This window comes from Bacteroides neonati, from assembly GCF_000499785.1.
GTDB lineage: Bacteria > Bacteroidota > Bacteroidia > Bacteroidales > Bacteroidaceae > Bacteroides > Bacteroides neonati.
Map to the genome: position 1 here is coordinate 148,442 of NZ_HG726028.1, position 24,969 is coordinate 173,410.

Genomic DNA, 24,969 nt, shown 5'->3' on the forward strand with positions numbered 1-24,969 from the left:
AACAGAAGCATCATTATAATTCGTTGCTGTTTTTAAATTGTCCTGACATCCGAATAGAGGCAAGAAAAATACAAATAATAAAAATCCTTTCATGTTGATTCAGTTTTAATTAGATTAGCAAATATCAAATCTGAAAATAATCAATTTGTTGGCTGTTTCACCAATTCAATACGTCTAAAACAAAGCTTATCATCGCTAAAATTGGGATTCTTAACGAAGCTCGTACTCAAATATAAACCATCATCGCGAATAAAGAAATGGTTGGAGGCATAGGTGTTTTCGGGAAACAAAGTCTCACCTACCACCTCGAACTCTTTATTCAAAATCATGATCGAAAACTTACTGCGCCCCAACTGCCAAATATCCATAGCATTGTCATTCGGTTGTACTTCTGTTTCAGGATACACAAACCGATAATAAACATCCCGGTACTTATCATAAATCAAATTGCCATAAAATGGAATTTGGCATAATATTTTAGGGAGAGAGGCCAAGTCAACATTTTGGTTGGAAAGATCCGGTTGATCCATATAACGACTTTTGGCAGAAACAGTACGCAAAACATCGCCCGACAAAGAGACAACTTTAATCTTTTCATCAAAAAAGAAAGAGTAGACGAAATTCGTATCATTAAGTACTTGACTATAGCTAAACTCAACACCCAACGTATTGCCTTGCATACGTTCGGAAGTCATAATAGGGGGAAACCTCAACGAAAATTCGTTTAACTCACCGCTGATCGTATCTAAAACAAGGGTTACCGGGCTGCCTTCTACCGTCCGGCTACCCAACCTAAGATTCGGGCTTTGTTGGCTTAAGTACATCTTCTTATTGATTATAGACAAAGGAGTATATGGAAATGATAATGCTAAAACCGGAAGTGTTTGTTTGCCTTCAACGGTTTTCGAATACTGTATCCGTCGGCGAATTTTCCCCTTGCTATCTACTACATCTATCTCATGCCTCATCATACAGGGAATATAAATCTCATCCCATGATTGAATGTAATAGCCACAGAAAACACCCACACCATCGGCGCCTTCTTTTTCTAAAGCGATAGTCTTGACATATTGTTGCGTATTCATATCGTAGACCAAGATCTGTGGTTCGACATTATTTTGAAATGTCAAAAACTCATTCCCCTTCTCATCGGTATACGGAAAAAGTGCTTTAATGAATACAGACGTTTGCGGATTCAATGAAAATACCAATGAGTCCTTGCCGGGCTGCAACACATACGAATCTCGCTCAACAGAACCGCAGGAAACGAGCAAAGAGAGTGAAGCTAAAGTAAAAAAGAAAACAGAACTAATTTTATGCATAAGATTAAGATTTTAAAAAAACCGACAATAGTGTAGATGTATTTTCTGCACCTCATTCACCAGCAATTAGAACTACTCCAATGCAATGATCGGGTGCAGCCAGAACACAGTAAAAGGCAGTATCCGTTTCATCAACACAGAAGCACTGTACCTGAGTGTCTATTAAAATCTTTCGTACAGGTTCTCCTTCCCAATCGAAAACCCAAATCTCACTCTTTTGCGTTTCTTTGTGCTCTTCGTGCATGCGATGCGTATTGGGATTATACAATACATAAACATACTTATCGGAAACAGCAATGCCACGTGCCCCCAGTTCGGCATCCGGATTATCGCTTTCGGCATAAACACCATCGGGAGTGGATTCGAACAGATAATGATAGGGTGCCAATAGCATCCTTTTGTGGAGCGTTAAGGTGTCGGGCGCATAGTCCCAGAGTTCAAGCACATTGCTTGTAGCACACGCCAAACGTTTACGCGTGGTATGGTAGCCGAACTGCGATTGATGAAACATGGCTTTAGCCGTATTGGGTACGGCTTCTTCTTCGCTTTGATAGTTCGGGAAGCTGCCACATTTGGATATGACGTTGCCCTTGTTGTCTAAAATAAGGAATCTACAGTCGTCAAAAACACCCGAAGCTACAAAGCGCGATTCGCTCAGCGGGTAGATTCTATCAAAATTCATGGGCAGATGTATCAATTCTCCTTGCGGCCGAATGGAAAAGTCATTTGCATTGAACGTATAGTTTTGTGCCGTAAAATGCCAGCGATTATGTATAAAGACAGACGAATCGGATATAAAGAATTCGACAGGGCTTAAGAACTCACCCGGCCCTTGGCCTTGCGGCAGCATCTTATTTACAAAACGCTCTTGGCTAAGACTGTAGCAGTACAAAAGGCTATCGCCATTAAAATCGCTGACATAAAGGATATCCCCCCTCTTCTTTATATCCATTGGGATGGAGATAATGGCTTCGGTGAAAATGGTAGATTTGGCTGCGGTACTCTCACTAAATGATACTCTTTTCTGTGATTCGCTACAACCGACCAGTAGCAGTGCCAAGGATAATAATTGAATTTTCATGTGTTTTTGTATTTTCAAGAATAAATAAATTGATAGCCTAAAGAGCATAAGATACGATACTCCAACCATCATCGCTATTTTTCACTACAGCAAACAGGCTCTGACGCTCCTCGTCTACTGCCAGATGATAGGCGGTGGTATCTAATGTATATTTCTTAACCGGGTGGCCGGCCCAGTCAAAGACCAACACCGTATCTGATTTCCAACCATTCTCATTCACCTTTTTATCCGAATACAAGGCATAGACATACTTCGTGGTGCCGCAAAGCTGTATATAACCGGTTTGGCTATTTTCTGTACGCCCTACACTATAGAATGTATTGTCTCCTATCTTTCCCACTTGGGGCTCACAGATCGGGTCGGCCAACCGCAACGACTCAATCAGTTCTATCTTATTGTTTTTGATGGTAAAGAAGTCGATATTCGACGAGAAATTTACGGAATAAGCAAATAGTTTCTTCTGCGGATGCATAATCAGCACGCCTTGGTTAGCAAGGTATTTAGTATATACATTAAAGGCACTATCGGCCAAATTATATACATCGACGCCACAATCCATTACAGTGCTGTTTTTATCGAAGAGCAGGTATTGATAGCGAGATTGATACGTTCCTGCCCCCAAAAAAGTACTATCATCAATAGCTATCAGTCGTGAAATTTGCGCATCAGGAAGAGTGTATCTGGTTAGGCATACAGGAGAAGCATTTGGCTGGCCACTGCGTAAAGAATCAAGGCTGTATTTCATCACAACTCCGGTTTGGTCGTTAAATACCGTGAAGCATCGGCTCGACAAATAGCCATAAGAGTTGGCCGGTATTTCGGCAGGCCCTTGCCCAATCACTCCAAAGGGGGCGATGTATTCGCCAGAATGGGCATCGAAAAAAGTATAACTATGCCCCGAATGAGCATCGGAGACAACCAAGTTTTTGCCATCACATGCCAACCCCGCTACCTGCACCAAAGAGTCCTCATTTATCGCAAAATCTTTCTTTTGAGTCAAAAACTGCGATTCAGGGAATAGCTCTAAAACCGTACGAGGTTTCTCTTCTTTACAGGCTCCCAATATGCTTATATACAATAACAGGGAGAGAACTTTAGGTAGTTGTTTTATCATAACTTTATGTATTAAGATAGTTTTATTTTAAACAGGTCTATAAACATCGAAAATCAACTCCTCGGAGGCGTCTGAACCGGAGAGTATGTTATCGACAAAAATCAGTATACCCTCATCCAATGCACACCACCCGGTATAGTAACTATATCTGCGCGAGGGCAGTTCCAACTCGTTCACTATCTCAAAGTCACGGTTAAATAGAGTTAGCAATAGCTTTCGGCCGGCATTCAACTTTCCCGGATCTTTTTCATCGGCAGTATCGACTCCACTCACATGCAATCGGGCATATAAATCAGATGCAGATAGGTGCATTATTTCATGAAAACATACATTTTCGAGTGCAAACAATTCTCTTGCCTCATACGTGGGTGCTGAGACGCACTTAGGAACTACGTTGGGGGTAAATTTGCTCTCACCCGAAATCGTCTTTCGCTCTCCGGTATCCAGATCAATCGTATATACTGAAGACTCTATCGGGTAATTATAAACAATCAAATCGTCTGTAAAACTGATATTGGGGCGATAGATATAGCCGTAGTCTTTGACGGTGATATTCGGCTCGACAACAGACGGTGTAAGTCCGTAGCTATCAACCGGCTTTTGTTGGTCTAAAGCCCTCTCTTTAACAACTAATTTGGGAATATCGTTTACCACGATCTCGACAGCATAGAACAATGACTGTCGCCGTTCATTATAATATAATTTGATAACAGACATTGCATAGTTTGCCATTACGGCAACTACCCCATCGGATTCTCCATCATTCAAGGCTATTTTATTTTTCATCTCTCCTTTGCTGTTTATCAAATAGGCTTGCTGGGTATCATCACAAAGCCAAATCGAATCTAAGTTATGCACATATAACCCACCGATTCTTCGGGTGATTCCACTTGGTCCTTCTTGATTTAACTTCAATTGAACCGTTTTCTTGCTATTCAATTCAATGAAGTCCAACGCATGCTCTTTGTAATTATAACCCACTACAACAAGGGTCGAATCGGCACGATAGGAAGAAGATAAAGGATAAGATTTCAGCAACAGCACATCTGACGGAGGAATGGATACCTCTTCCGCCACAAGCCCAATACTATCGGCATAGACATTACTACGCTTTTCTCCATTATTTGCACGAAAGCAAGAGGTAGCGCATACGCAAAGGAGAAGTAGGTATATGCACATACGGGGTTTAGTCTTCATATTGTCTGTTTATTTATTTGAAATAGAATTTAATTAAACACGGGTTATCATCCTCCAGGCGTTGCTCGAGTTTTCGATACTCTTCCTCCGGAAGAACCTGTTTATAGTTCTCGAAATCGTCATTATTGACAAGACAAATTAAATAATCATTATTGAATGCCAATGGCCGCAACGGTATGCCTTCGGCTGTTTTCTCAAAAAAGAAGCTCTTTCCGTCTTTCTTTCGATAAAAAAGATTCTTCCATATCCGGAAACCGAAGGTCAACTTAGCATAATAAAACTTATCATTCTGCTGTTGCCGGCTTAGTATATAAGGAATAGTCGAATCAAGCAGGTATTGAAGCAGTAATTTATCTTCCTCTTGCTCTTTATCGGGTGTTAACGTAAATCCTGCTTTCTTTAAATCGATATTATCTTTGCCGAAATCCCATCGATACGATACCTGCAAGCTATCTTTGCCAATCGTATACACTTCGTTGTGAAACGGAGTAGAGAAATACGTACGTTTATCGTATTGATAAAAGACTCTCGGATTCTGAGAATTCAGAATACGGTTTTCGTACCAAAATCCTTTTACCTCCTTGACCGAATCTTTCGAAACAAGGCTAACTCCCGGTTCTTCGAGGCTGGAAGGGATTGTCCATGTTACAAAATGTTCTTTGTCAAACTCTTCCATCGTTTGGTAATTAGCTTTCATAGGCAGTTCGATCTTTTTAATAAACTCTCCTGCCAATGTATAACAGTAAATACTACCAAAAGGAGACAACATATAGACCCGGTTATCGGCTCTATTGACTACTGCATCATAAATTTCGCGATATTCGCCGGGACCTTGTCCTTTCTTCCCTATCTTGCGTAAAAGCCGGCCACGATCATCAAAAACGAGTACGGCAGGGATGCCTTCGTCAAAAACAAAGTATTCATTCTTATCAACAATGATTTTTTGGGGACGAATAATAAACGAACTGTCTTTTGTCTCTAACGGCACAACTACGATCTTATCGAACAGTTCGCTCATAGCAACACTCTTTTCGCTCAAATCGACTTTTAAAATGGTGCTGCCCACAGTAGTCTTTGAGTCTTTACAAGAAAGAAGAAAAAAAACAGCCAATGCATATACGAATTTCATAGGCATGATATTATAAAGTTAAACAATCGAGAGAAAAACCTGCACGTTATATTTTACAATACGGTCATTCATTAACACTGCGTACAACAAGCCATTGCACTCGTCAATAGAAATACATTTAATATTATCTTTTATCAGAAAAGCGGCATTTGATTCAGCAAAGATGGATTTATTGGCATCGTCCATAAAAGGATATCTCTTTTCGAAAACAGCCTCTTTTTTTTGCAAAGATTGATTAATATTCAATATCGCCACGTATTGGGGATAAGTTACTCCTCTGTTATCATCACCCTGATGCGAGTGGCATGAAGCAAACAGAAGTAGGCAACATAAAATGAGAAGTGAAGCATGTCTGTTTTTCATATAAGCTATAATTTTACTAATGCAATCTTTTGAAAGCGCAATCTGTTTTCATCAAAATCGGGACGCTTAAAATGGGTGGCACTTACATACAAACCATCTTTACGCACAAACAACAAATAAGCATTGTACGTATATTCGGGAAAAAGCGTTTCGCCAACCACATTCATATCCTTATCTAAAATAATTATGGAAAACTGTTTGCGCCCATTGTGATAGATATCCATAAAGTTTTTCTCAGCTCCAAATTCCGCTTTAGGGAAGGCAAAGCGATAATAAACATCGCGATACGGATCGTAAATTAAATTACCATAAGATGGCAACTCACACTTTCGTTTAATCAATTGGTCGATATCGGTATCGGATGGTAGAACTTCAAATTCGGGATGTTTGATATAGCGACTTTTTGCCGGGTGTTTAGCTATCTTTGAAAAATCACGCGATAGTGTATAAATGGAATCGGTCAACTCACTAGAATAAACGAAATCGGTTCCATTATAGCATACACTCACTTTGTCTCCGCTTGCGGTTGAATAAGGAAGGGCTTTCGCATCGCGAGTAGTGACAATGTGCTTCAAAGGAGTGGAAGTGATTTTGTGAGTATGTCTGTCAATCATCACTCCAAGAGGACTTTTAGGCATAAAATCATCTCCTAACTGATTATTACCATCTTGAGAAAGATACAAGCTGTCGCCCAAAAAGCACATCGGAGAATACGTGATAGTATGGGCAAAAGTGGGAATTAACGGTATCCCCTGACTTGTCTTGTCATATCGTATCTTGGAACAGATCTGTCCGGTCGAATCTGTTACGTAAATTATGGGCAATGATGTATCGGCTATATAGATATGATTAAAATCAGTTGCGGAAAAGCTATAAATAAATCCGACACCATGATTCCCTTCGGTTTCGTATTTCACCTTTTTCACCAATCGTCCGGTGGCTATCTCATAGAACAACACATGGTTTCCATAACTATTAAAAGTTAAGTACTCTACTCCATTCTCCTCGAAAGTCCACAGACAGAACTTAGGCAAACGCGTCTCCTCGTCAATAGGGAAATCCAAATAAGTGTCGGTTGCTTGCAAGGCAAATGAATCGTGAGCTCTCTTCGCTCCACAGGACGAAAAAAGAATGCAATACAAAATTATAAATAAATAGTTTTTCATCGTGTCAGTGTATTTGGTTAGAAGTCGTTCAGCAAAGATAACAGCATGAGCCTATTCTACCAAACAAAATGGCTGACAAACGCTGAAAAAGAGATATTTATGCAAAAACAGCCCATTCCATCGGGAGTACATTCTTTATAAGATAATCAATGCATAACCGTTCGGAGATATCCTCTCTATATGAATGACCGGGATAAGCACTTTTCGCATTCGGCTGAGAACTTGATGTAGCCTGTCGGGAGTGCCCGACTGATTGGGCCACAATAGCGTCATTAATTCATCATTCGTCAATTGATAATCAGTTGCATTTAAAAAAGCCTCAAAGAGAAAACCTATTTGTTTTGTTAAATGCCTTTGCTCTACACCTACAAACAAGATTCTTTGTACTCCATCATAAAAAACATCATCTTTGAATCCATAGATTCTTTTTCCCGCTTCGGGGATATCCGTCGAGTAGCGGGCATTTAAACTAAACCCGGTAGAGCGACAGAACAACAGAAACACACGATCGGTCAAAAGCAACAAAATAGCACAAAGCCCTAAACAGAGCAATATACGCACACCTACATACCGACCGATGAGCGTCCGGAAAGAAAAATGAATAAAACCGGTTATCTCTGTTTCACATCCATAGCCTATATAACAGAGAAATAGCGGAGAATCCGTAAGTGACCAAGCGGCATAGTTGCTCGTTTGCAGAGGCACTTCGCGCTTGTTTTCGTCGGTAAAAACAATCTTCAATGCAGTTTTACCCTTTAAATGCAGCTTCGTTAAGGTTTGCTGCCAGATGCGATTTAGCGAATCGGGAATAATCGGTGCTTTCTCTAAAGCAATAGAATGCAAAACACGCATATCGGCAGACTTCGTTATATTGCGAGCATGCTTCTCGGGCGTAATGGAGTATTCCACTCTATTCGTTCCTTTTTGTACAGAAACGATTTCGGGTATCTGTTCGACCTTATCGGGACTTATGCGGCTATGTATATCAATGGTTCCTATTTCTGTATGCCTCTTGACCAACTCCTGTTCGAGTGCTTGATCAAACGCAACCTTTGCACGATCATTGAGTTCTACCATCCCGGTATGATAGAAAAATACAGCCCAGCAGACAAAAGCGACTATCGCAGTCATCAGCATTGAAATCCTTATTGTACGTTTGTGTTTCATTATCTGTCTGTTTATATGTGTGTGTGTGTCTATACGTACCGTTCAACCCATATTCAATAGGTATCATAATTGAAATGCTGCTTTTCGTCGTAATACGAAAACAGCTGTTCTTCCTTGCCCCGAGTTAAGTTTTTAAGCCAGAAAACAGCATGGCGGGGAGCATTATCATAAATCAGTTCGGCACTATCTGCACGTTGGCAACCCAGTGACTTCCAACCCTCGCTCGAAAAGTAAAACAGTTCATAACGATCGCCGACACGAATAAAATTATCATCATTGCGAGGAACATACGAAATACGCTCAATGCACTTAGCTCCCCCCAAATCAAGCCCAATCCATCCTTGGGTTTTGGCACTCGAAAAATAGGTAAGCGGATTATCGTCTATAGCATGAATGGCTGCACAATCAGTATTGTTGTAAGCAGCCGTATGGAAAAGCTTACCTGGCAGTTTATGCCCGTCGCCCCCTTTTTCGTACCAGCACATTTCGGCAATATCGGCAGGATAGCGTTTGTCCGAAAGGTATCGTACATAGCGATACTTCTTAGCTGACTGAATAGGGACTTCATTAAAGATCTTATTCACACCGTCTCCCAACTGATATAGCAACTCCGCATCGCTGAAGTCTGAACGATTAGCTCCCTCGAAGCGGCCATAAGCCATGCGCTTCATAAAAGTTTTGACGTTTTTCGTCAAGGGATATTTGCGCGTAAGGATTATGCGAGAGGCTTGCCCATCGGGGCGGTAATAAACAACATTGCCCGTTCCTTTATCGATTTTAAAAGGATATCCGGCCGTAGTAAGTCGGTCGTCTTTGCTATACAGAGCCATATAGATAAGTCCGGGTTCGATATCGCGAAAGAGGGCTATTCCGTTAAGATACTCTCCTCCACCAATGGGCTTCCAACCATGATCCGTAAAGATGGCCAGCCAAACAGGGCGTTGATCTCCGTTCTCTACAAACTCACAAGCTACATTTGCCTGATTGGACGGGAAATATTGGGCTGATACATCCTTGAGATAATGATGCCAAGAAGTTTGTTGCAGCCCATAACAAAGCCGATAGGCTTTTCCTTTTTTACGCATCAGGTTTTTGCCACGTATGGGGGTATGCTCGTCGAAAGAGAATGAGGTCGTTACCCCGGTGGTATCTAAAACAGCGTTCCAAGCATGATAATAGGCCAGCTCGGGAGAGTACAGATAAATATCGGTAGATACGGGAATGCCGACAGAGCGCATCACATAGACCGTATAATCGCATAGATCGTTGCAGCTGCCCACGCGCTTATCAACCAGAAAAGGAGCGGATACATGAGGGCCATTGAAACCGGAGAAGTAACTCCACCCTTTCCTTATCAGGTAGGTGTTCATTGCATCGCAGGCCGATACTACGTCGGTACCCGTATACAAAGAGTCGAGCACAGGGGTGAAGCGTTCGTACAACTCTTTCTTCCAATGGGTAAGCGGCTCGTTGCTGACACGATAGGGCAAGAGGAACTCACAAAAATCGTCGAAAGAAATGTATTTCCCCCAAGGGCGTTGCTCCCAGACTTTAAAGGAATAGTCGATGTTCTCAATGAGATAGGTGGCTGTAATAACCTTGGCGTCAAACTCTTGCTCTAATTGTTTGCAAGAGAATTGCTTGAGGTAGGCAAAACGATGCTCATCATAGCGCGAAGAATCGGCATATTGAGCCAATGCGATATACATCGAGTCTAAGAGAGTGCCTTTATAAGTATAATAAGCAGGCATGTTTTCGATAAGAAATTTCGCCGCCAGAAGTTTTAAGGAGTCGTTTTTATAATGCACGAGCACTTTTTCAAGTTCTGCTCGATTATCACCGGCAAAGTCAAGAGCGTTTTCTAATCGATCGTCCACCGAAGAGCGGCAGGCGGATAAGAGCATTATTCCTAAAAGAAGGAATCCAATCATTCTTTTCATAAAAGCAGAGATTACTGTTCACTGATATAAGAAAAGGGGTGAAGGCAATCCTCAAATACGAGAAATCACCATTCACTCCCTCCAGTTTATGTTTATATTTGCTAAAGTCAATCGAAGTAGAACTGTATGATCGGTTGATCATTATTTACATCGGTAGCTGTGATGCGTTGCTTATCTTCGTCCACATCAATACCATAGACATATCGGTCTAACGTATACTTGCAGATGGGTTCACCTTGTAAACTAAAGACGTAAATGTATTGACCACCGTCGACAATTGTTTCTTTTTGCTGAGCGATCTCTTTAAACGTACGCCCATGAAAAACGGCATAAATAGCACGATTAGTCACCTTTACATCACTAAACCCCATAATTCCGGTAGGCACACCATAGCCATCGGCTATTTTAAACTCGGGCTCTCCGTTAGGACCGACACAAACAACGTGCGTACTATCTTTCAGGTTGTAAATCTCGAGCACTTCGCCCAACTGAGTAACGGCAGCCAAAACACCATTATCGGGGTTGTAATCGACAAAGCTACGCCATGCCTGAGCCAGTGCCGGACGGGCTTTAGACAAAGCCTCGTCATTGGTTGTAGGAATGGTGCCACTCTTACCAACGAGACGTCCCCTTTGGTTGACCTTGCAAAAACGAGTTTCGCCGGAATAATCGGGAATAACAAAGGTGGATTCATCGAGCTGTGCAAAATCGAGTGCACGAAGCAAACTCTTGTCCAGCGATACGACCTCATCGAGAAGAAGTGAATCGCCGGACGAAGAGAAAACAAACCTATCTAGTTCACCTTTATTTGCATCTAATATCCATACCGAGCCATCCTTACCATAACGCACATTTTCTACCGACAACATCTCTTCGGGAGAATCGCCACGCTTTCCAAACGAATTTAAATAGGTAAACTCAGGGTATTGAAAAACATGACAATAATGATCCGTTCCGTGCAAATCGAGCACAATCGCTTTATCACCCTCTATTCGTACCCGAAACGGATAACGAAATAAAGCTGTATCAATTTCGATCGTCTGCGCATATAACTTCTTCTCGCGAGGAAAAGAGCTATATACCGTTTCATTGTCTTTATGAGAAGAAACACAAGACGCTAAAAGTAAGAGGAAAAGGATTGGGTATATTTTCATTTGTAGTATAATACCTTAACATTCGAATGTGGACAGTCAACTGATCCATCACCAACACATATCGCCATCCCAATTTCCCCATTTGCTAAGGCCTCTACATTCATTAAGGCCAAATCTCCCAAAGCACCTTCCTTATTGTTAGCAACATAAGAATAAATAGAAAAAGCAGCACAAACCACTACGCATAAGAAAATAACTTTTGTCTTCATAATATATAAATTATTTAAGTTTGTTGAGGGCAAATATATAGCAAAGAGTTCAATTAAAAAAAACATTTACGTCACAAGATACGTCACAAAATAAAAAAAGCGTCACAAAACACGTCACAAAGATAGAAAATAGCAGATAATGTAGTTTCTGTTGGATTCATGGATTAAGAAATTGGATTTTAATATATTATTTGTACTTTTGCCAGAGTCAAACAACTCATTGTACTACTTTCTATGAAAGGTTACAAAAAATATCTATTTTATATCATTTCTCTCATCGCATTATTAGTGATAGGGACTAGTGTTGCATATAGACTTAATGTGAATATGCAAAAAAGAAAAGTGGTTATGAATGAATATATTAGTAACATTTTAGAAGAGGCTGTTACTAAAAATGCGAAAACAAGAACCAAAAATATTTTTATTACAGGAATTGAGCAACGTCCAAACTATATAGGAAAAACCGAAACACGTATTTTTCAAACAACAGATACTACATTTACTTATAAATATAAGGTTGTTGATGCCGCAACAGCTATACTTCAAACTCAACAATCTTTTTTACTACTAACCGACAGCCTTAAAAGCGAGCATATTCAACAACTATTTGACAGTCTTTTGCTATCAAGAAACATTAAGGCTAATAGCATTATCCGCATAGTTGCATCTGGATATTTTAAGCAATGTACGATACAAACAAATGATACAACTTCAATGGTAATCCATGGTCGCACAAATTATATAATGGACGATGGACTGGAGAAAATTGAATATATAGCTTACGTACACTATCCGTTTCCCACACTGTGGAATAGCATTTCTAAAAAGGAATTTTATTATGGCATACTGCTAGCATGCGTTATCTGTTTCGCCCTATTAACCTATAAAATACACCAAAGAATAGCAGCAAAGAGGTTGTTAGCGGCTACCCCTATCATGAAAATAAGCAATAATTACCAAGAAACGGAGTACCCGGTGATAGAGGATGAATACGTGAGATATAACAGTAGATGTGTCCGATTCACTCGGCAGCCGTTGCAGATAATACAGCTATTCTTAAAAGCAGAGCAATATCGAATCAAGAAAAATGAGATTAAAGAACTATGGCCAAAGTCTGTGAATCAATTAAGTAACATGACAACAGCCATAAACAGAGTAAATAAACTTCTTGCAGAAATAGATTGTCCCTATAGCATCATTACAGACGCGACCGACAAGGAGTATTACGTGCTATCAAAGAGTACGTAGTTAATCGACCAATAACTAGTATATCAATGCATGATAAAGTACGTACTCTTGGCATACAAGAGTACGTACTTTTGAAACGCTTGTCGATTAAATCATTAAACGTACAATAATTTTATCATCAAACGACTAGATCGTATGCAATAGGAAAGTATCTATCTAAAAAGCTTTTCGATTTCGTCCTCCTTAATGGTAGTGAGCACTACTTTGCCATCAGGGGTATAGTTGGGAGCACTACATGCAAAAAGATCGTCGACCAAGCGATTCATCTCTTCGTTCGAAAGTACCTGACCATAGACGATAGCAGCAGCACGAGCCAACGTGAGAGCCAGAATCTGCTGAATCTCATCTTTCACATCATTACCTTTTTCCATGGCTGTATGCAGCATGTTGTGCACTAACTCCACAGGGTTGAGACCTTCGACACCCGAGGGAATACCATTGATGGCATAGCTACCACCACCTAGGTTGCTAAGATCGAAGCCAACGGCAACCAATTCGTCCATAACGCCTTCTAAAACGGTAGCTTCGGAAGCAGGCAATTGCAAAATCTCCGGAAAAAGAACACCTTGCGATACACCTTGCTTCTGGCGAATTTGAGCCATGTAGCGATCGAACAATACACGAATATGAGCACGGTGTTGATCGATAAGCATCAACCCCGATTTGACCGAGGTAAGAATAAACCGACCCTTGAACTGTAGATGCTGTCCGCTCTTCTCAACCACCGATTCGCCGGCATAAAAAGTAGTAGAAGGAGAAACCTCCCGCTCTACCACCGGCTCGAAAGCAGCTTCGAAGAGGGGTTCCATAATTGGGTCTTCGGTTGCTTCAGGTTCGGGACGATTGAGTTTACTGGCTTTCTCGAGCCCACCGTAGAGATCTTCCCAGTCGACTTTGGCATGCGAAAAGCCTCCTCCACCGAAACCGCTCGACGCACTGCCACTACGCGGATTGCTTGAAGTTGGCTTGAAGGGATTAAAATCGGAATTATAATGTACCGTAGGTGGTGGTGGCAGGGTTTCTTGCTCGAAAGAGGGAATATCGGGCATATCTTCGGTATCGAAGTCAATAGAGGGCACAGCATTGAATTTGCCCAATGACTCCTTAACGGAAGCGGAAATAATTTGCCAGATGGCCTGCTCGTTTTCGAATTTAATCTCGGTCTTCGTTGGATGGATGTTGACATCAATATTGGCAGGATCGACCTCGAAATATAGAAAGTAAGAAATCTGATCACCGCTAGGAATAAGTTGCTCATAGGCATCCATCACTGCTTTATGAAAATAGGGATGACGCATGTAGCGACCGTTGACAAAGAAGTATTGATGCGCTCCTTTCTTACGGGCTGTTTCGGGTTTGGCTACAAAGCCCGAAACCTGTACCATAGTGGTATTGACCTCGACCATGAGTAATTGCTGATTGAGTTTCTTACCGAAAATAGCCAGAATACGCTGACGCAGATTCGACGGTTGTAGATTGAACAACTCAGAGTCGTTGCTATAGAGCGATAAAGCGACCTCGGGGTGCACCAACGCAATACGCTCGAACTCGGCAAGGATGTTGCTCAGTTCGGTTGAGTTTGCCTTGAGAAACTTACGACGCGCAGGGATATTAAAGAATAGATTGTTGATTGAAAAATTGCTTCCGCGCGGACAAGAGACCACTTCCTGACTCTCTACCTGAGAACCGGCAATGACAATCTTGGTTCCGAGCTCTTCGTCTTCGGGACGTGTTTTGAGTTCGACTTGCGCCACAGCAGCAATAGAAGCAAGTGCTTCGCCACGGAAGCCCATGGTGCGCAATGCAAAAAGATCGGCTGCCTGGCGTATCTTTGAGGTGGCATGACGCTCGAACGAAAGACGAGCATCGGTTTCGGACATGCCTTTGCCATCGTCGATCACCTGAATAGAGGTTTTACCGGCATCGGTAACCAATACATGTATGCTACGTGCATCGGCATCAATAGCGTTCTCGACCAGCTCTTTAATTACAGAGGCAGGACGTTGAATGACCTCTCCGGCTGCAATCTGATTGGCAACCGAATCGGGCAACAAATGAATGATATCGCTCATAAATAATCGAATTTAAAAACTCCAGCTTCCGGTCTGGAGATAATGCCAGAGAAAGAGAAGCAGCCCAATAATGATCAGGATAACACCGAAGTGAACCGGGCGGCGTCCACTCTGTTTGCGACGCCGAAGGTGGGTAGTGCCTTCGATGAACTTGCCCCGAATATCTTCGGGCGAGAACTCCTTTTCGGGAAGCATGCCCAGATCGCGCTTGGCGTCTTCTTCCATCTTGGTGAGTTTCTCTTTCCGCTCGTCAACATAAATATATTGATGGTTGAAACGACGCGGTTTCTTCATACTACTAAACATTCCCATAAACTACTTTCCTTTATTAATTAATTCTCGTTTGGACGAAGATACTGGTTTTCGGCTGGACTTACGTAATGTTTCGCCGGCTTTCTTCGCCTTCCAGACAAAGATGTCTTCTTTACTTAGCGGCCGAAGATAATCGAACCAGACAAACGTAGGCAGCTTCATCTTATCGGGCGGAATCTGATCCATCGGATAAAGCACGCCGTTGGATTTGGGGCTCATCACCATTTTCTCCATCTTACGGTCTTTCAGATACATATTGAGCAAACTGGTCTCAGAGGTATTCATACCGATCATCGTACTGTCTTTCTCATCGACAGGATAGAAAACAACCAACACATTGGCTATGACATCTACCTTGCGCATCTCGCCATTTTCGAAAAAGGCTTTGATCTCCTTTCCGGAAATTTGGTTGTAATGAACCGAGTCTTTCATCTCGACGGTAAGTGCCTGATTGATGATATGTGCCCAATCAATGGTACTATCGTTCATGTATACTTTGATCTCCTCGCCGAGCAGTTGCTGACCTTCGTTCCAAAGTACAGGATCACGATACATGGTCATGCAGGAGTCTTTGGAGTTGTAGACAAGCGAGTCGCAAATGCCTTGCACATCGGTACGATACATGCGTACCTTGTGGTAAGCTCGCATCTCCCGAAACATAGAATCGGTATCGATGGCATAAGTGACCATCATCAGCGTATCGGCATGCATAAACAGGCTGTCGCCTTGCGAATAATCAACGGCTACGGCACGCTTCGTGGCAAAAGCACTATCGGTGAGTTCGTTGTAATAGCAATAGTCGCCGGTAAGCATATTTTTATTAATGGTATCGTTCATCACCACGTTTTCGAAAGCTTCGCCATAACCGGCGGTACGGTCGTAATAAAGACTATCGCCCACAAGTTTTTTTCCTTCGTTGGTAAGCACCGAGCGATCCATCAATTCGGCCTGCCCGGTAGTGGTGTTATAGAAGCCGCGTTCGGAATAAATATGATTGGCATCGCTCATAATATCCGAAGGGCCAAGGATGGTAGCCAACTTCGTGTCGGTATTATACTTCAACGTGTCCGAGGTAAGGATAAACTTCGGGTTGACCAACTTCACGTCGTGGTTGAACACCGATACTTTGGTTGCCGGACTGTACTCGCCCCAATCGGAGGTAAGCACGTTTTCTTCGTCCATCAGTGTACCGCCTTCGAAATAGTAACCCAAATCGTACAGACGATCGTAATTTAAGCTATCGGTAAGCAAAGTGGTGTTGCGATTGATCATCTTTACGTTTCCTCGCAATTGGGCAAGCTGGGTCATACCGTCATAATAGAGGTAATCGCCATAGATGAACAGCGTATCGCCTTGCTCCATACGCACGTTGCTAAACGCCTCGAAGGAGTTGGTTTTCTCAAAAATCAGTGCGCTATCACAATACATATACATGCTGTCATGACGCATCTTGACCGAACCAATCAATACCTGAACATCGGGACGAGCGGCCTTGTCGGCTTGTCCGCGATCGGCATGCAAGAGGTCGACTTTGGTCTTTTTATTTGTCTTTTTATCGGTAGGTTTCTGATCTCTCGCCCCTAAAAGACATACGCCAAACAGGCACAGACACCCCACAAGGAGGAATCTATGCCTGTTTTGGAAACTTGTTTTCTTATTTTTCTTCAGCATATAAACTATAAAGCTGTTAGTAGAAATCAATCCTTAATCCAACCCGGATATTTGAAATCGCATTTTTTCCAGTTCTCGTTGATGCGCACATAGGTGTGTTTCTGTTTATCAAGAATCCACTTTTGCAACATCTCATCACGACGTTGGTCGACTACGATTTCTTTCAGGTTCTGATAATCTTCAGAGATAGTGGCTTTATGGCCGTTGATACGGTTTTTCAACTTCACAATGGCACAAACCTCTTTTCCATCCTTCTGATTAACCATCGTGAAGGCTTTGGATATTTCGCCTACGTTTAGTTTGTCGACCACCTTGGCAATCTCTTGCGGAAGTTGTTGCATCTCGAATTTAGAGGTAGCATTCTCGGGGTTAGGCATCAAACCATGATTGTTGCGGGTATCTTTATCGTGAGAGAGTACGGATGCAGCCTGATCGAAAGAGAACTTATCGGCACGGATATCATCGGCAATAGAGTCGAGCTTAGCACTGGCAGCAGCCAAATCTTTGAAAGCAACATTGGGCTTAAGAAGAATGTGGCGGGTGTTGATACGGTCGCCTCGCTTTTCGATCAACTGAATGATGTGAAATCCGAATTCAGACTCAACAATCTTAGATACCTTTTTAGGATCTTGCAGGTTGAAAGCCACGTTGGCATATTCGGGCACCAACTGCCCCTTTCCCATAAAACCGAGTTCACCGCCACGCAGAGCCGACCCTTTGTCCTCAGAGTAGAGACGGGCAAGGGTAGAGAAGTCAATCTCACCTTTGTTCACACGTTCGGTATAGTCACGTAAGCGGCTTTTCACGTCTTCAATTTCGGAAAGTGGAATCTTGGGTTGCTGTGTGATGATCTGTACCTCTACCTGAGTAGGCACATAAGGAATACTGTCTTGGGGAAGGTCTTTGAAGTAACGACGCACTTCGGCAGGTGTTACTTTGACATCGCCTACCAGCTTCTGCTGCATCTTCTGAATGATGAGTCCGTTGCGAGCATTCTCGCGTAGTGTTTCGCGAATCTGAGTTGACGTCTTCTTAAAATACTCTTCCATCTTTTCTTTAGAACCGATGGCCTGAATGTATTGATTGGTCATCATGTCAACACGCTGAAGAATCTCCGATTCGGATACTTCAATACTATCCAGCACTGCCTGATGAAGAAACAGCTTTTGTACGGCCAACTCTTCGGGTATCACACAATACGGATCACCGTCAAATTTACGCCCTTCCTGAAGAGATGCCAAACGAGCCTCTTCTACATCCGATTTCAGAATAGCTTCGTCGCCTACCACCCAAACTACTTCGTCAATCACATTGTCCTGTCCGTATGTTGCCACACTGGCAGCCAGTGTTAAGGCAAATAAAACAACAAATTTAAAGTTCACAAACTTCTTCATTCTTTGTATTTAATAATTGTATATAATCTTCTTTTTATCTATCGCGCGTTGATACAAATCGCTTTTTACTTGCTTCATAAAATCAATCTGCTTTCTATTGATCAACATGTCTTTTACCTTTGATAAGGCAAGTTCGTACGGTTCTTGTTCTCCCTTTGCCCGATAATCGGACACATGAAGGAAATAGTAGAAAGCTGTATCTTTCAGTTCTATACGTCGGTTCTTGTTTACATAAGCCTCGGGATCGGGCTCCTTCATTGGAAGAAGATCAAGCACATCGGCTATAGGCACCCATTTATCATAAAAGTACTCGTACTTTACGGCATTCTGAAGGCTGTACTTCTCGAGATGATCGACCGCCTCGCGAGCATCACTCTTATACCATTTGCGCACATTGGCTATTTGCGGAGCAGTAATCGGTACTTTAATAAACAAGCCTTTGACAAGCGGATGGGCAAGTTTGAACAGCTCTTGGTTGTTATTATAAAAATCGGTCAGTTCCTGTTCCGGAATCTCCTCGGAAAGCTTCTGGCTGATAAGCTGCTGCTGATAGGTATGCATGATCAATGCTTTTCGATAGTTTTCAACCAAGCGATCAATCTCAACGTTATCGGGAATATTGCTTTCGGCTTTCGCATAAAGTAACATCTCCTCGGCCCAATTACGAATGTAATGCTCGGCAAAGAGAAGACTGTCGTCTTTGGATATCCCTACCGGAAGCACTGCTTGCAGGTCTTCTTTGTAGAGAAAGTTTCCATCAACTTCTACCAAAGGAGTCTGCCCGCCATGATCCTGTTTCTCGGCACACGACACACAGCAAAGAAGAGAAATCAGTAGAAAGCCTGTTATTCGCATTGTCAAACTGAATTATACTTAAGTTTTAAGGTACGAAGATAGTGTAATAATTGATTGCATCAGTGATTATTAACTGTTTTTAAAACCTCTTGGTTTATTTCAACCTTAGCAGATGCGCGTAAACGCTTGATCCAAAGGTTCTCGCAGAAGTTTTGGTAATCGGCTAATAACTGCTCATAGACCTCCCTATAACTATCGGGGCCTTTCTGTTTCTGGCCTACCACCACGGTAAAAGGATAGGACTCTACAGAGGGTAAATTAACCGACTTCTTGAACACCAGTTTATCTACAAAAGGATTATCGCCCAAAGCAAAAACGCCTTGTTCCATCCGCACATTCATCCCCGAAGAAGTTCGAAAGGTTTGTTCAACACATTCAGCCCATTTATTCTGGGGCAACTTCTTTAGTCTTTTGCGTACATATTTCGCACTTCTCTTATCAATGCAGTGAAGCACAGCGCCTTTATACCGGGGAGTATCCCAGTGGTAGTGCGATTGATGTGCTTTGAAATAAGCAGCTAAAGCAACCTCATCGGTGGGCGCTTGATTCCATGCTTCGCGGTTCCGTATTTCGGACAACAGCAATCTCTCTTTGTATTCTTGCATGAGAAGATTGAATGTGGGATATTTTTGCTCGAGCTGATCGTTTTCGCAATCAAGAATTGTTTTTAGAACAAAGGCATTGAACTGTTTTTGAATAGCTCGTGGATAAGAGATAGCAAAGTGCTTGAAATCACTCCCGGTAAAGGTTTTTCCATTGAGTGCAAAAAGGGGTTGAGTCGTTTCGCCTTTCGAAAAGAGTTCTTCAATAGCAGCATTAACGGGAGTATAATTATATGTGCTTTTAAGTTTTGAGATCAAGGCTTGAACCTCTTTATCACGCTCCTGCCGATAAGCCAGACGGTGTTCAATATCACTGCGCATCTCTGTAAACGAAGGCATCTCTTTCCGGTCAAGAACTTTCACAATATGTATCCCTTGAGGCGTATAAAAGGGTTGAGAAATACTCCCCTTTGGCAAAGAAAAAGCGACTTTCTCAAATTCCTCGGGAGTCTCTAACCAACCCACCCAGAAGGGTTTCTTATCGTCGGAATATTTCGCAACACAATCCGAAAAGCGAACGGGAACAGGAGCTGTCAACGCCTTATAAAGCGAATCCATCAACAGATCTGCTTCACGAATGCGACTGGGTGTAAGTGTTTGTGGAAGATACTTGAATATATGCATGAGTTGTACTTGTTCGGCACGCCCATTGGTTTTCATTTCATCATAAAGGCGACGGGCAGTTTGCTCCTCCTCTTTTGTATCAGTGAGATAGGTTCGAACCAGTTTTGCACGATAGCCTGCCAGTTTCTGACGAAAGGCATCGGTGGTATCAATTCCCATTTTCTGAGCTTGATCTACTTTCAGCTTAGCGTTGACGAAGGAATCGACATACTCAGTCGATGGTTGGGGGGATAAAGCGGACAGCGAACGGCTCTTATTGTAGCTGTATTCGAACTCGGAACGGAGAATGTCTTTGCCGTTAATCCGCATCAGTACAGGATCTGGTTGCGCAGAAGCAAATAAATTCGAGAAGCAGGTGATCAATAAAAGCAAGGTTATTTTCATGCAGCTATTTCTTTTGATAATATGGTTACTAAACGACAGAAAGCAAAAAAAATTGTATCAAACATAAAGTAAATAGGCACGGATTGCACAGACAAGAAACGGCTTCGTTAAAGAATCTCCGTACATCTGAACAATCCGTGCCTAAAAGTATAAAAGAGCCGTATGCTTACTCGGGACGGCTATAGTTAGGCGATTCGCTAGTAATCGTTACATCGTGCGGGTGACTCTCCATCACACCGGCATTGGTGATACGCGTAAACTTAGCATCGTGCAGTTTCTCGATATTCGCGGCACCACAGTAGCCCATACCTGCACGCAAACCACCGGTTAGCTGATAGATAACCTCAAACAACGTACCTTTATAGGGGACACGAGCAGCGATTCCTTCGGGAACAAGCTTCTTTACATCGACCTCACCGCTTTGGAAGTAACGGTCTTTCGAACCATTTTCCATCGCTTCGAGCGATCCCATGCCACGATAAGATTTAAACTTACGTCCGTTAAAAATGATGGTTTCGCCGGGACTCTCTTCGGTTCCGGCAACCAATGAACCGATCATCACCGAATATCCTCCGGCAGCAAGTGCTTTAACAACATCACCCGAATAGCGAAGACCACCATCGGCAATCAATGGAATGCCTGTGCCTTTCAATGCCTTTGCCACTTCATATACGGCAGACAGTTGAGGAACACCAACACCGGCAACAACACGAGTGGTACAGATAGAACCGGGACCGATACCCACCTTTACACCATCGGCACCTGCTTCGACCAAAGCCTTGGCAGCTTCGCCGGTAGCAATATTGCCTACAATAATATCGATATGCGAGAAACGCTTCTTAGCTTCACGCAAAGCATCGATCACTCCCTTAGAATGTCCGTGAGCAGTATCGATAACAATGGCATCAGCACCTGCATCAACCAATGCCTGCATGCGTTCGAAGGTATCGGCAGTTACACCCACACCGGCAGCCACACGCAAACGGCCTTTGGCATCTTTGCACGCCATCGGTTTATCTTTTGCCTTGGTAATATCTTTATAGGTAACCAATCCGATAAGTTTGCCATCTTTGCCAAGTACAGGCAGTTTTTCTATCTTATAATGCTGAAGTATTTGCGAGGCAGCCTCCAAGTCGGTCGATTGATTGGTCGTAACCAAATTCTCCTTGGTCATAACCTCATCAATATGCTTGTCCATGTTGCGCTCGAAACGAAGGTCACGATTGGTCACAATGCCCACCAGATAACGCTCGTCATCGACTACAGGAATACCACCAATTTTATACTCGGCCATCAAAGCGAGGGCTTCGCGTACAGTAGATCCCTGTTTGATTGTGATAGGATCATAAATCATACCGTTTTCGGCACGCTTCACGATGGCAACTTGCTTTGCCTGCTCCTGAATAGACATGTTTTTATGAATGACCCCAATTCCCCCTTCACGGGCAATAGCGATAGCCATTTTAGCTTCGGTAACAGTGTCCATAGCAGCGGTCACGAATGGTACCTTCAACTCAATGTTTTTTGAAAACTTTGTCGAGAGTTCGACAGTGCGGGGCAATACTTCAGAATAAGCGGGGATCAAAAGGACGTCATCATACGTTAATCCGTCCATTACAATCTTATCAGCAATAAATGACATAGGGCTATGCGTTTAAAATTTATTGCGTGCAAATATACGTTTTTTTATTCATTCCGTATACTTGCACGCAAGTTTTTTTCGCTTTTTTAATTAGCCATTTCCGAGATAAACTTGATACGAACCAACCGAACCTCTTCTTCGGTAAACTCATCGCCCAGCTCACTGAGCGCATCCTCTATCTTATCGGTAGTCGATTCTTTGAAATAGTCATAAATATCCAACAGGTGATCTTCGTCCATGATTTCATCTAAGAAATAGTCGATATTGAGCTTTGTGCCCGAATAAACGATTGCTTCTACTTCATCGAGTAAATCGCCAAATTCAATTCCTTTTGAAAGGGCAATATCATCGAGCGCGACCTTACGGTCAATTGCCTGAATGATAGACACTTTCATTTTCGACTTATTGGCCACCGTGCGTACCCGTAAGTCTTCGGGACGTTCTATCTCATTTTCGGTACAATGACGTTTGATCAGTTTACAGAACTCTTCGCCATAACGTTTGGCCTTTCCGGCACCTACACCCGGGATATTCTGCAGTTCGTCTAACGTAACCGGATAGATAGTCGCCATAGCTTCAAGTGACGGATCTTGAAAAATCACATAAGGGGGAACTTCCAGTTTCTTAGAAAGCTTCTTCCTCAAATCTTTCAACATAGAGTAAAGTGCAGGATCGACCGCACAAGAACCTCCGCCTCGGGCCGGTGCTTCCTCTTCTACTTCATCAAAATCGTTATCTTCGGTAATTTTAAATGATTTCGGCTTTTTCAGGAACTTATGTCCTTCATCCGTTACCTTTAACAGTCCATAGTTCTCAACATCTTTACTCAGATAACCCGCAATCAATGCCTGACGAATCACAGCATTCCAGGTTTTATCCTCTTCGCCCATTCCTGAACCAAATACTTCCAGATCTTCATGTAAATGCGCCTGCACTTCGGAAGTTTCCTTACCTTGTAAGATATCTATTATATAATCTGCCTTAAAGTTTTCTTTCACCGCTATGATTGCCTCAATCACAGCACACAATAATTCTTGAGCCTCCACTTGTTTTTTAGGGTTTAAACAGTTGTCACAATTTCCACAATTTTCCTCCGTGTACTCTTCTCCGAAATAGTGTAATAACGTCTTTCGGCGGCAAACGGAGGATTCGGCATAGGCAGCTGTTTCCAACAGAAGCTGCTTGCCAATTTCCTGTTCTGCCACAGGTTTACCTTGCATAAACTTCTCTAGCTTCTGCAGGTCTTTGTTGGTATAAAAGGTGATGCATTGACCTTCGCCCCCATCTCTGCCGGCGCGGCCTGTTTCTTGATAATAGCCTTCCAGGCTCTTCGGAATATCATAGTGAATTACTGTTCGCACATCGGGTTTATCAATCCCCATACCAAATGCAATGGTAGCTACAATTACATCAATCTTCTCCATCAGGAAGTCATCCTGATTTTGAGTTCTTGTTGCAGAGTCCATACCGGCATGATAGGCACGGGCATTAATGCCATTAGCTTTAAGAATTTCAGCAAGCTCTTCTACTTTCTTCCGGCTCAAGCAATAAATAATACATGATTTCTCCGGGTTACTCTTAAGAAACTTAATGATATCTCGATCCACATTAGCTGTTTTGGCACGTACCTCGTAATAAAGATTGGGGCGATTGAATGATGACTTAAATACCTTGGCATCAATCATTCCCAGATTTTTCTGAATATCGTGCTGAACCTTCGGGGTTGCCGTAGCAGTCAATGCAATAAGTGGCGCTTTCCCAATCTCATTAATAATCGGACGAATCCGGCGGTATTCCGGACGGAAGTCATGCCCCCACTCGGAGATACAATGAGCTTCATCGACAGCATAAAAAGAGATCTTCACCGATCGCAAGAATTCGACATTCTCTTCTTTAGTCAGTGATTCGGGAGCCACATATAACAGTTTTGTTTTACCTGCCAGTATATCCGACTTCACCTGATCGATTGCTCCTTTATTCAATGAGGAGTTGATAAAATGCGCTATGCCGTCTACTTCGCTGAAGTTACGCATCGCATCTACCTGATTCTTCATCAAAGCAATCAATGGAGAGATAACAATTGCCGTACCTTCCATCAACAATGAGGGCAACTGATAGCATAAAGATTTTCCTCCACCGGTTGGCATCAGCACAAAAGTATCACCGCCGTCAAGCAGATTATGAATGATTGCTTCCTGGTTTCCCTTGAATTTATCAAATCCAAAATACTTTTTCAGTTGTTCTGTCAAATTAATCTTTCCCGCCATCTTAATTTATAGGTTGTTTGGTTCAGTTTCTGATTTTAACTAAAGAAGAACACTAG

At 42.5% G+C, this 24,969-nt stretch carries 20 protein-coding genes; 1 reads left to right on the forward strand and 19 read right to left on the reverse strand.

Features of this window, described 5'->3' with window-relative positions:
* Nucleotides 1-140: 140 nt before the first annotated feature.
* From TY03_RS20145 to TY03_RS20195, 11 genes are all read right to left on the reverse strand, one after another.
* The gene (locus TY03_RS20145; protein WP_074434222.1) at nt 141-1,322 is read right to left on the reverse strand and encodes a DUF4221 family protein; all 1,182 of its coding nucleotides are present in this window, start codon (nt 1,320-1,322) and stop codon (nt 141-143) included.
* 52 nt (nt 1,323-1,374) lie between these two features.
* Complete coding sequence (locus TY03_RS20150; RefSeq protein ID WP_042373365.1) at nt 1,375-2,403, reverse strand: TolB-like 6-bladed beta-propeller domain-containing protein; 1,029 nt, start codon at nt 2,401-2,403, stop codon at nt 1,375-1,377.
* A 37-nt stretch (nt 2,404-2,440) separates the two neighbouring features.
* Nucleotides 2,441-3,517, reverse strand: a complete 1,077-nt coding sequence (locus TY03_RS20155; protein WP_042373284.1) for a BF3164 family lipoprotein — start codon at nt 3,515-3,517, stop codon at nt 2,441-2,443.
* A 27-nt stretch (nt 3,518-3,544) separates the two neighbouring features.
* Nucleotides 3,545-4,714: a DUF4221 family protein gene (locus TY03_RS20160; RefSeq protein WP_042373286.1), complete on the reverse strand. Its 1,170-nt coding sequence runs from the start codon at nt 4,712-4,714 to the stop codon at nt 3,545-3,547.
* A gap of 13 nt (nt 4,715-4,727) precedes the next feature.
* Nucleotides 4,728-5,843 (reverse strand): 6-bladed beta-propeller, encoded by a 1,116-nt coding sequence (locus tag TY03_RS20165; protein ID WP_042373368.1) that lies wholly within the window; start codon nt 5,841-5,843, stop codon nt 4,728-4,730.
* A gap of 18 nt (nt 5,844-5,861) precedes the next feature.
* Nucleotides 5,862-6,206 carry a hypothetical protein gene (locus TY03_RS20170; RefSeq protein WP_042373288.1) on the reverse strand — a complete coding sequence of 115 codons (345 nt, stop codon included), beginning with the start codon at nt 6,204-6,206 and terminating at the stop codon, nt 5,862-5,864.
* A 5-nt stretch (nt 6,207-6,211) separates the two neighbouring features.
* A complete protein-coding gene (locus TY03_RS21665) occupies nt 6,212-7,372 on the reverse strand; it encodes a DUF4221 family protein (RefSeq protein ID WP_052332581.1) in 1,161 nt (386 codons plus the stop codon).
* Nucleotides 7,373-7,507: 135 nt separating this feature from the next.
* Nucleotides 7,508-8,539, reverse strand: coding sequence for a hypothetical protein (locus tag TY03_RS20180; RefSeq protein ID WP_148335739.1), 1,032 nt, complete (start codon nt 8,537-8,539; stop codon nt 7,508-7,510).
* A gap of 53 nt (nt 8,540-8,592) precedes the next feature.
* Nucleotides 8,593-10,479 (reverse strand): transglutaminase domain-containing protein, encoded by a 1,887-nt coding sequence (locus tag TY03_RS20185; protein WP_042373293.1) that lies wholly within the window; start codon nt 10,477-10,479, stop codon nt 8,593-8,595.
* 107 nt (nt 10,480-10,586) lie between these two features.
* The gene (locus tag TY03_RS20190) at nt 10,587-11,633 is read right to left on the reverse strand and encodes a BF3164 family lipoprotein (protein WP_042373294.1); all 1,047 of its coding nucleotides are present in this window, start codon (nt 11,631-11,633) and stop codon (nt 10,587-10,589) included.
* Nucleotides 11,630-11,842, reverse strand: a complete 213-nt coding sequence (locus tag TY03_RS20195; protein WP_042373371.1) for an NVEALA domain-containing protein — start codon at nt 11,840-11,842, stop codon at nt 11,630-11,632. Before TY03_RS20195 ends, TY03_RS20190 begins: the two co-directional genes overlap by 4 nt.
* A gap of 348 nt (nt 11,843-12,190) precedes the next feature.
* Here TY03_RS20195 and TY03_RS20200 point away from each other — a divergent pair, with 348 nt between their 5' ends.
* The gene (locus TY03_RS20200; protein WP_148335740.1) at nt 12,191-13,090 is read left to right on the forward strand and encodes a hypothetical protein; all 900 of its coding nucleotides are present in this window, start codon (nt 12,191-12,193) and stop codon (nt 13,088-13,090) included.
* A gap of 152 nt (nt 13,091-13,242) precedes the next feature.
* On the opposite strand, the gene mutL is transcribed toward TY03_RS20200, so the two are convergent.
* The 8 genes from mutL to recQ all read right to left on the reverse strand — a co-directional run bounded on the left by mutL (nt 13,243) and on the right by recQ (nt 24,913).
* Nucleotides 13,243-15,162 (reverse strand): DNA mismatch repair endonuclease MutL, encoded by a 1,920-nt coding sequence (mutL, locus tag TY03_RS20205; RefSeq protein ID WP_042373297.1) that lies wholly within the window; start codon nt 15,160-15,162, stop codon nt 13,243-13,245.
* Nucleotides 15,163-15,174: 12 nt separating this feature from the next.
* Nucleotides 15,175-15,474 carry a hypothetical protein gene (locus TY03_RS20210; RefSeq protein ID WP_042373299.1) on the reverse strand — a complete coding sequence of 100 codons (300 nt, stop codon included), beginning with the start codon at nt 15,472-15,474 and terminating at the stop codon, nt 15,175-15,177.
* Nucleotides 15,475-15,477: 3 nt separating this feature from the next.
* A complete protein-coding gene (locus TY03_RS20215; RefSeq protein ID WP_042373301.1) occupies nt 15,478-17,145 on the reverse strand; it encodes an OstA-like protein in 1,668 nt (555 codons plus the stop codon).
* 26 nt (nt 17,146-17,171) lie between these two features.
* The gene (locus tag TY03_RS20220; protein WP_042373304.1) at nt 17,172-18,539 is read right to left on the reverse strand and encodes a peptidylprolyl isomerase; all 1,368 of its coding nucleotides are present in this window, start codon (nt 18,537-18,539) and stop codon (nt 17,172-17,174) included.
* Nucleotides 18,540-18,548: 9 nt separating this feature from the next.
* Nucleotides 18,549-19,394 (reverse strand): hypothetical protein, encoded by an 846-nt coding sequence (locus tag TY03_RS20225; RefSeq protein ID WP_042373306.1) that lies wholly within the window; start codon nt 19,392-19,394, stop codon nt 18,549-18,551.
* Between the two features lie 59 nt (nt 19,395-19,453).
* Nucleotides 19,454-21,004, reverse strand: coding sequence for a peptidylprolyl isomerase (locus TY03_RS20230; protein ID WP_042373308.1), 1,551 nt, complete (start codon nt 21,002-21,004; stop codon nt 19,454-19,456).
* Between the two features lie 166 nt (nt 21,005-21,170).
* Nucleotides 21,171-22,646: an IMP dehydrogenase gene (guaB, locus tag TY03_RS20235; protein ID WP_042373310.1), complete on the reverse strand. Its 1,476-nt coding sequence runs from the start codon at nt 22,644-22,646 to the stop codon at nt 21,171-21,173.
* Nucleotides 22,647-22,732: 86 nt separating this feature from the next.
* The gene (gene recQ / locus TY03_RS20240; protein ID WP_042373312.1) at nt 22,733-24,913 is read right to left on the reverse strand and encodes a DNA helicase RecQ; all 2,181 of its coding nucleotides are present in this window, start codon (nt 24,911-24,913) and stop codon (nt 22,733-22,735) included.
* Nucleotides 24,914-24,969: the final 56 nt, after the last annotated feature.

Coding starts and splice junctions, on each gene's coding strand:
- TY03_RS20170 (WP_042373288.1), bottom strand. CDS start 6,206: ATGAAAAACAGACATGCTTCACTTCTCATTTTATGTTGCCTACTTCTG.
- TY03_RS20145 (WP_074434222.1), bottom strand. CDS start 1,322: ATGCATAAAATTAGTTCTGTTTTCTTTTTTACTTTAGCTTCACTCTCT.
- mutL (WP_042373297.1), bottom strand. CDS start 15,162: ATGAGCGATATCATTCATTTGTTGCCCGATTCGGTTGCCAATCAGATT.
- TY03_RS20215 (WP_042373301.1), bottom strand. CDS start 17,145: ATGCTGAAGAAAAATAAGAAAACAAGTTTCCAAAACAGGCATAGATTC.
- TY03_RS20220 (WP_042373304.1), bottom strand. CDS start 18,539: ATGAAGAAGTTTGTGAACTTTAAATTTGTTGTTTTATTTGCCTTAACA.
- guaB (WP_042373310.1), bottom strand. CDS start 22,646: ATGTCATTTATTGCTGATAAGATTGTAATGGACGGATTAACGTATGAT.
- TY03_RS20225 (WP_042373306.1), bottom strand. CDS start 19,394: ATGCGAATAACAGGCTTTCTACTGATTTCTCTTCTTTGCTGTGTGTCG.
- TY03_RS20230 (WP_042373308.1), bottom strand. CDS start 21,004: ATGAAAATAACCTTGCTTTTATTGATCACCTGCTTCTCGAATTTATTT.
- TY03_RS20210 (WP_042373299.1), bottom strand. CDS start 15,474: ATGGGAATGTTTAGTAGTATGAAGAAACCGCGTCGTTTCAACCATCAA.
- TY03_RS20155 (WP_042373284.1), bottom strand. CDS start 3,517: ATGATAAAACAACTACCTAAAGTTCTCTCCCTGTTATTGTATATAAGC.
- TY03_RS21665 (WP_052332581.1), bottom strand. CDS start 7,372: ATGAAAAACTATTTATTTATAATTTTGTATTGCATTCTTTTTTCGTCC.
- TY03_RS20185 (WP_042373293.1), bottom strand. CDS start 10,479: ATGAAAAGAATGATTGGATTCCTTCTTTTAGGAATAATGCTCTTATCC.
- TY03_RS20150 (WP_042373365.1), bottom strand. CDS start 2,403: ATGAAAATTCAATTATTATCCTTGGCACTGCTACTGGTCGGTTGTAGC.
- TY03_RS20190 (WP_042373294.1), bottom strand. CDS start 11,633: ATGAAAATATACCCAATCCTTTTCCTCTTACTTTTAGCGTCTTGTGTT.
- TY03_RS20180 (WP_148335739.1), bottom strand. CDS start 8,539: ATGAAACACAAACGTACAATAAGGATTTCAATGCTGATGACTGCGATA.
- recQ (WP_042373312.1), bottom strand. CDS start 24,913: ATGGCGGGAAAGATTAATTTGACAGAACAACTGAAAAAGTATTTTGGA.
- TY03_RS20195 (WP_042373371.1), bottom strand. CDS start 11,842: ATGAAGACAAAAGTTATTTTCTTATGCGTAGTGGTTTGTGCTGCTTTT.
- TY03_RS20160 (WP_042373286.1), bottom strand. CDS start 4,714: ATGAAGACTAAACCCCGTATGTGCATATACCTACTTCTCCTTTGCGTA.
- TY03_RS20200 (WP_148335740.1), top strand. CDS start 12,191: ATGAATGAATATATTAGTAACATTTTAGAAGAGGCTGTTACTAAAAAT.
- TY03_RS20165 (WP_042373368.1), bottom strand. CDS start 5,843: ATGAAATTCGTATATGCATTGGCTGTTTTTTTTCTTCTTTCTTGTAAA.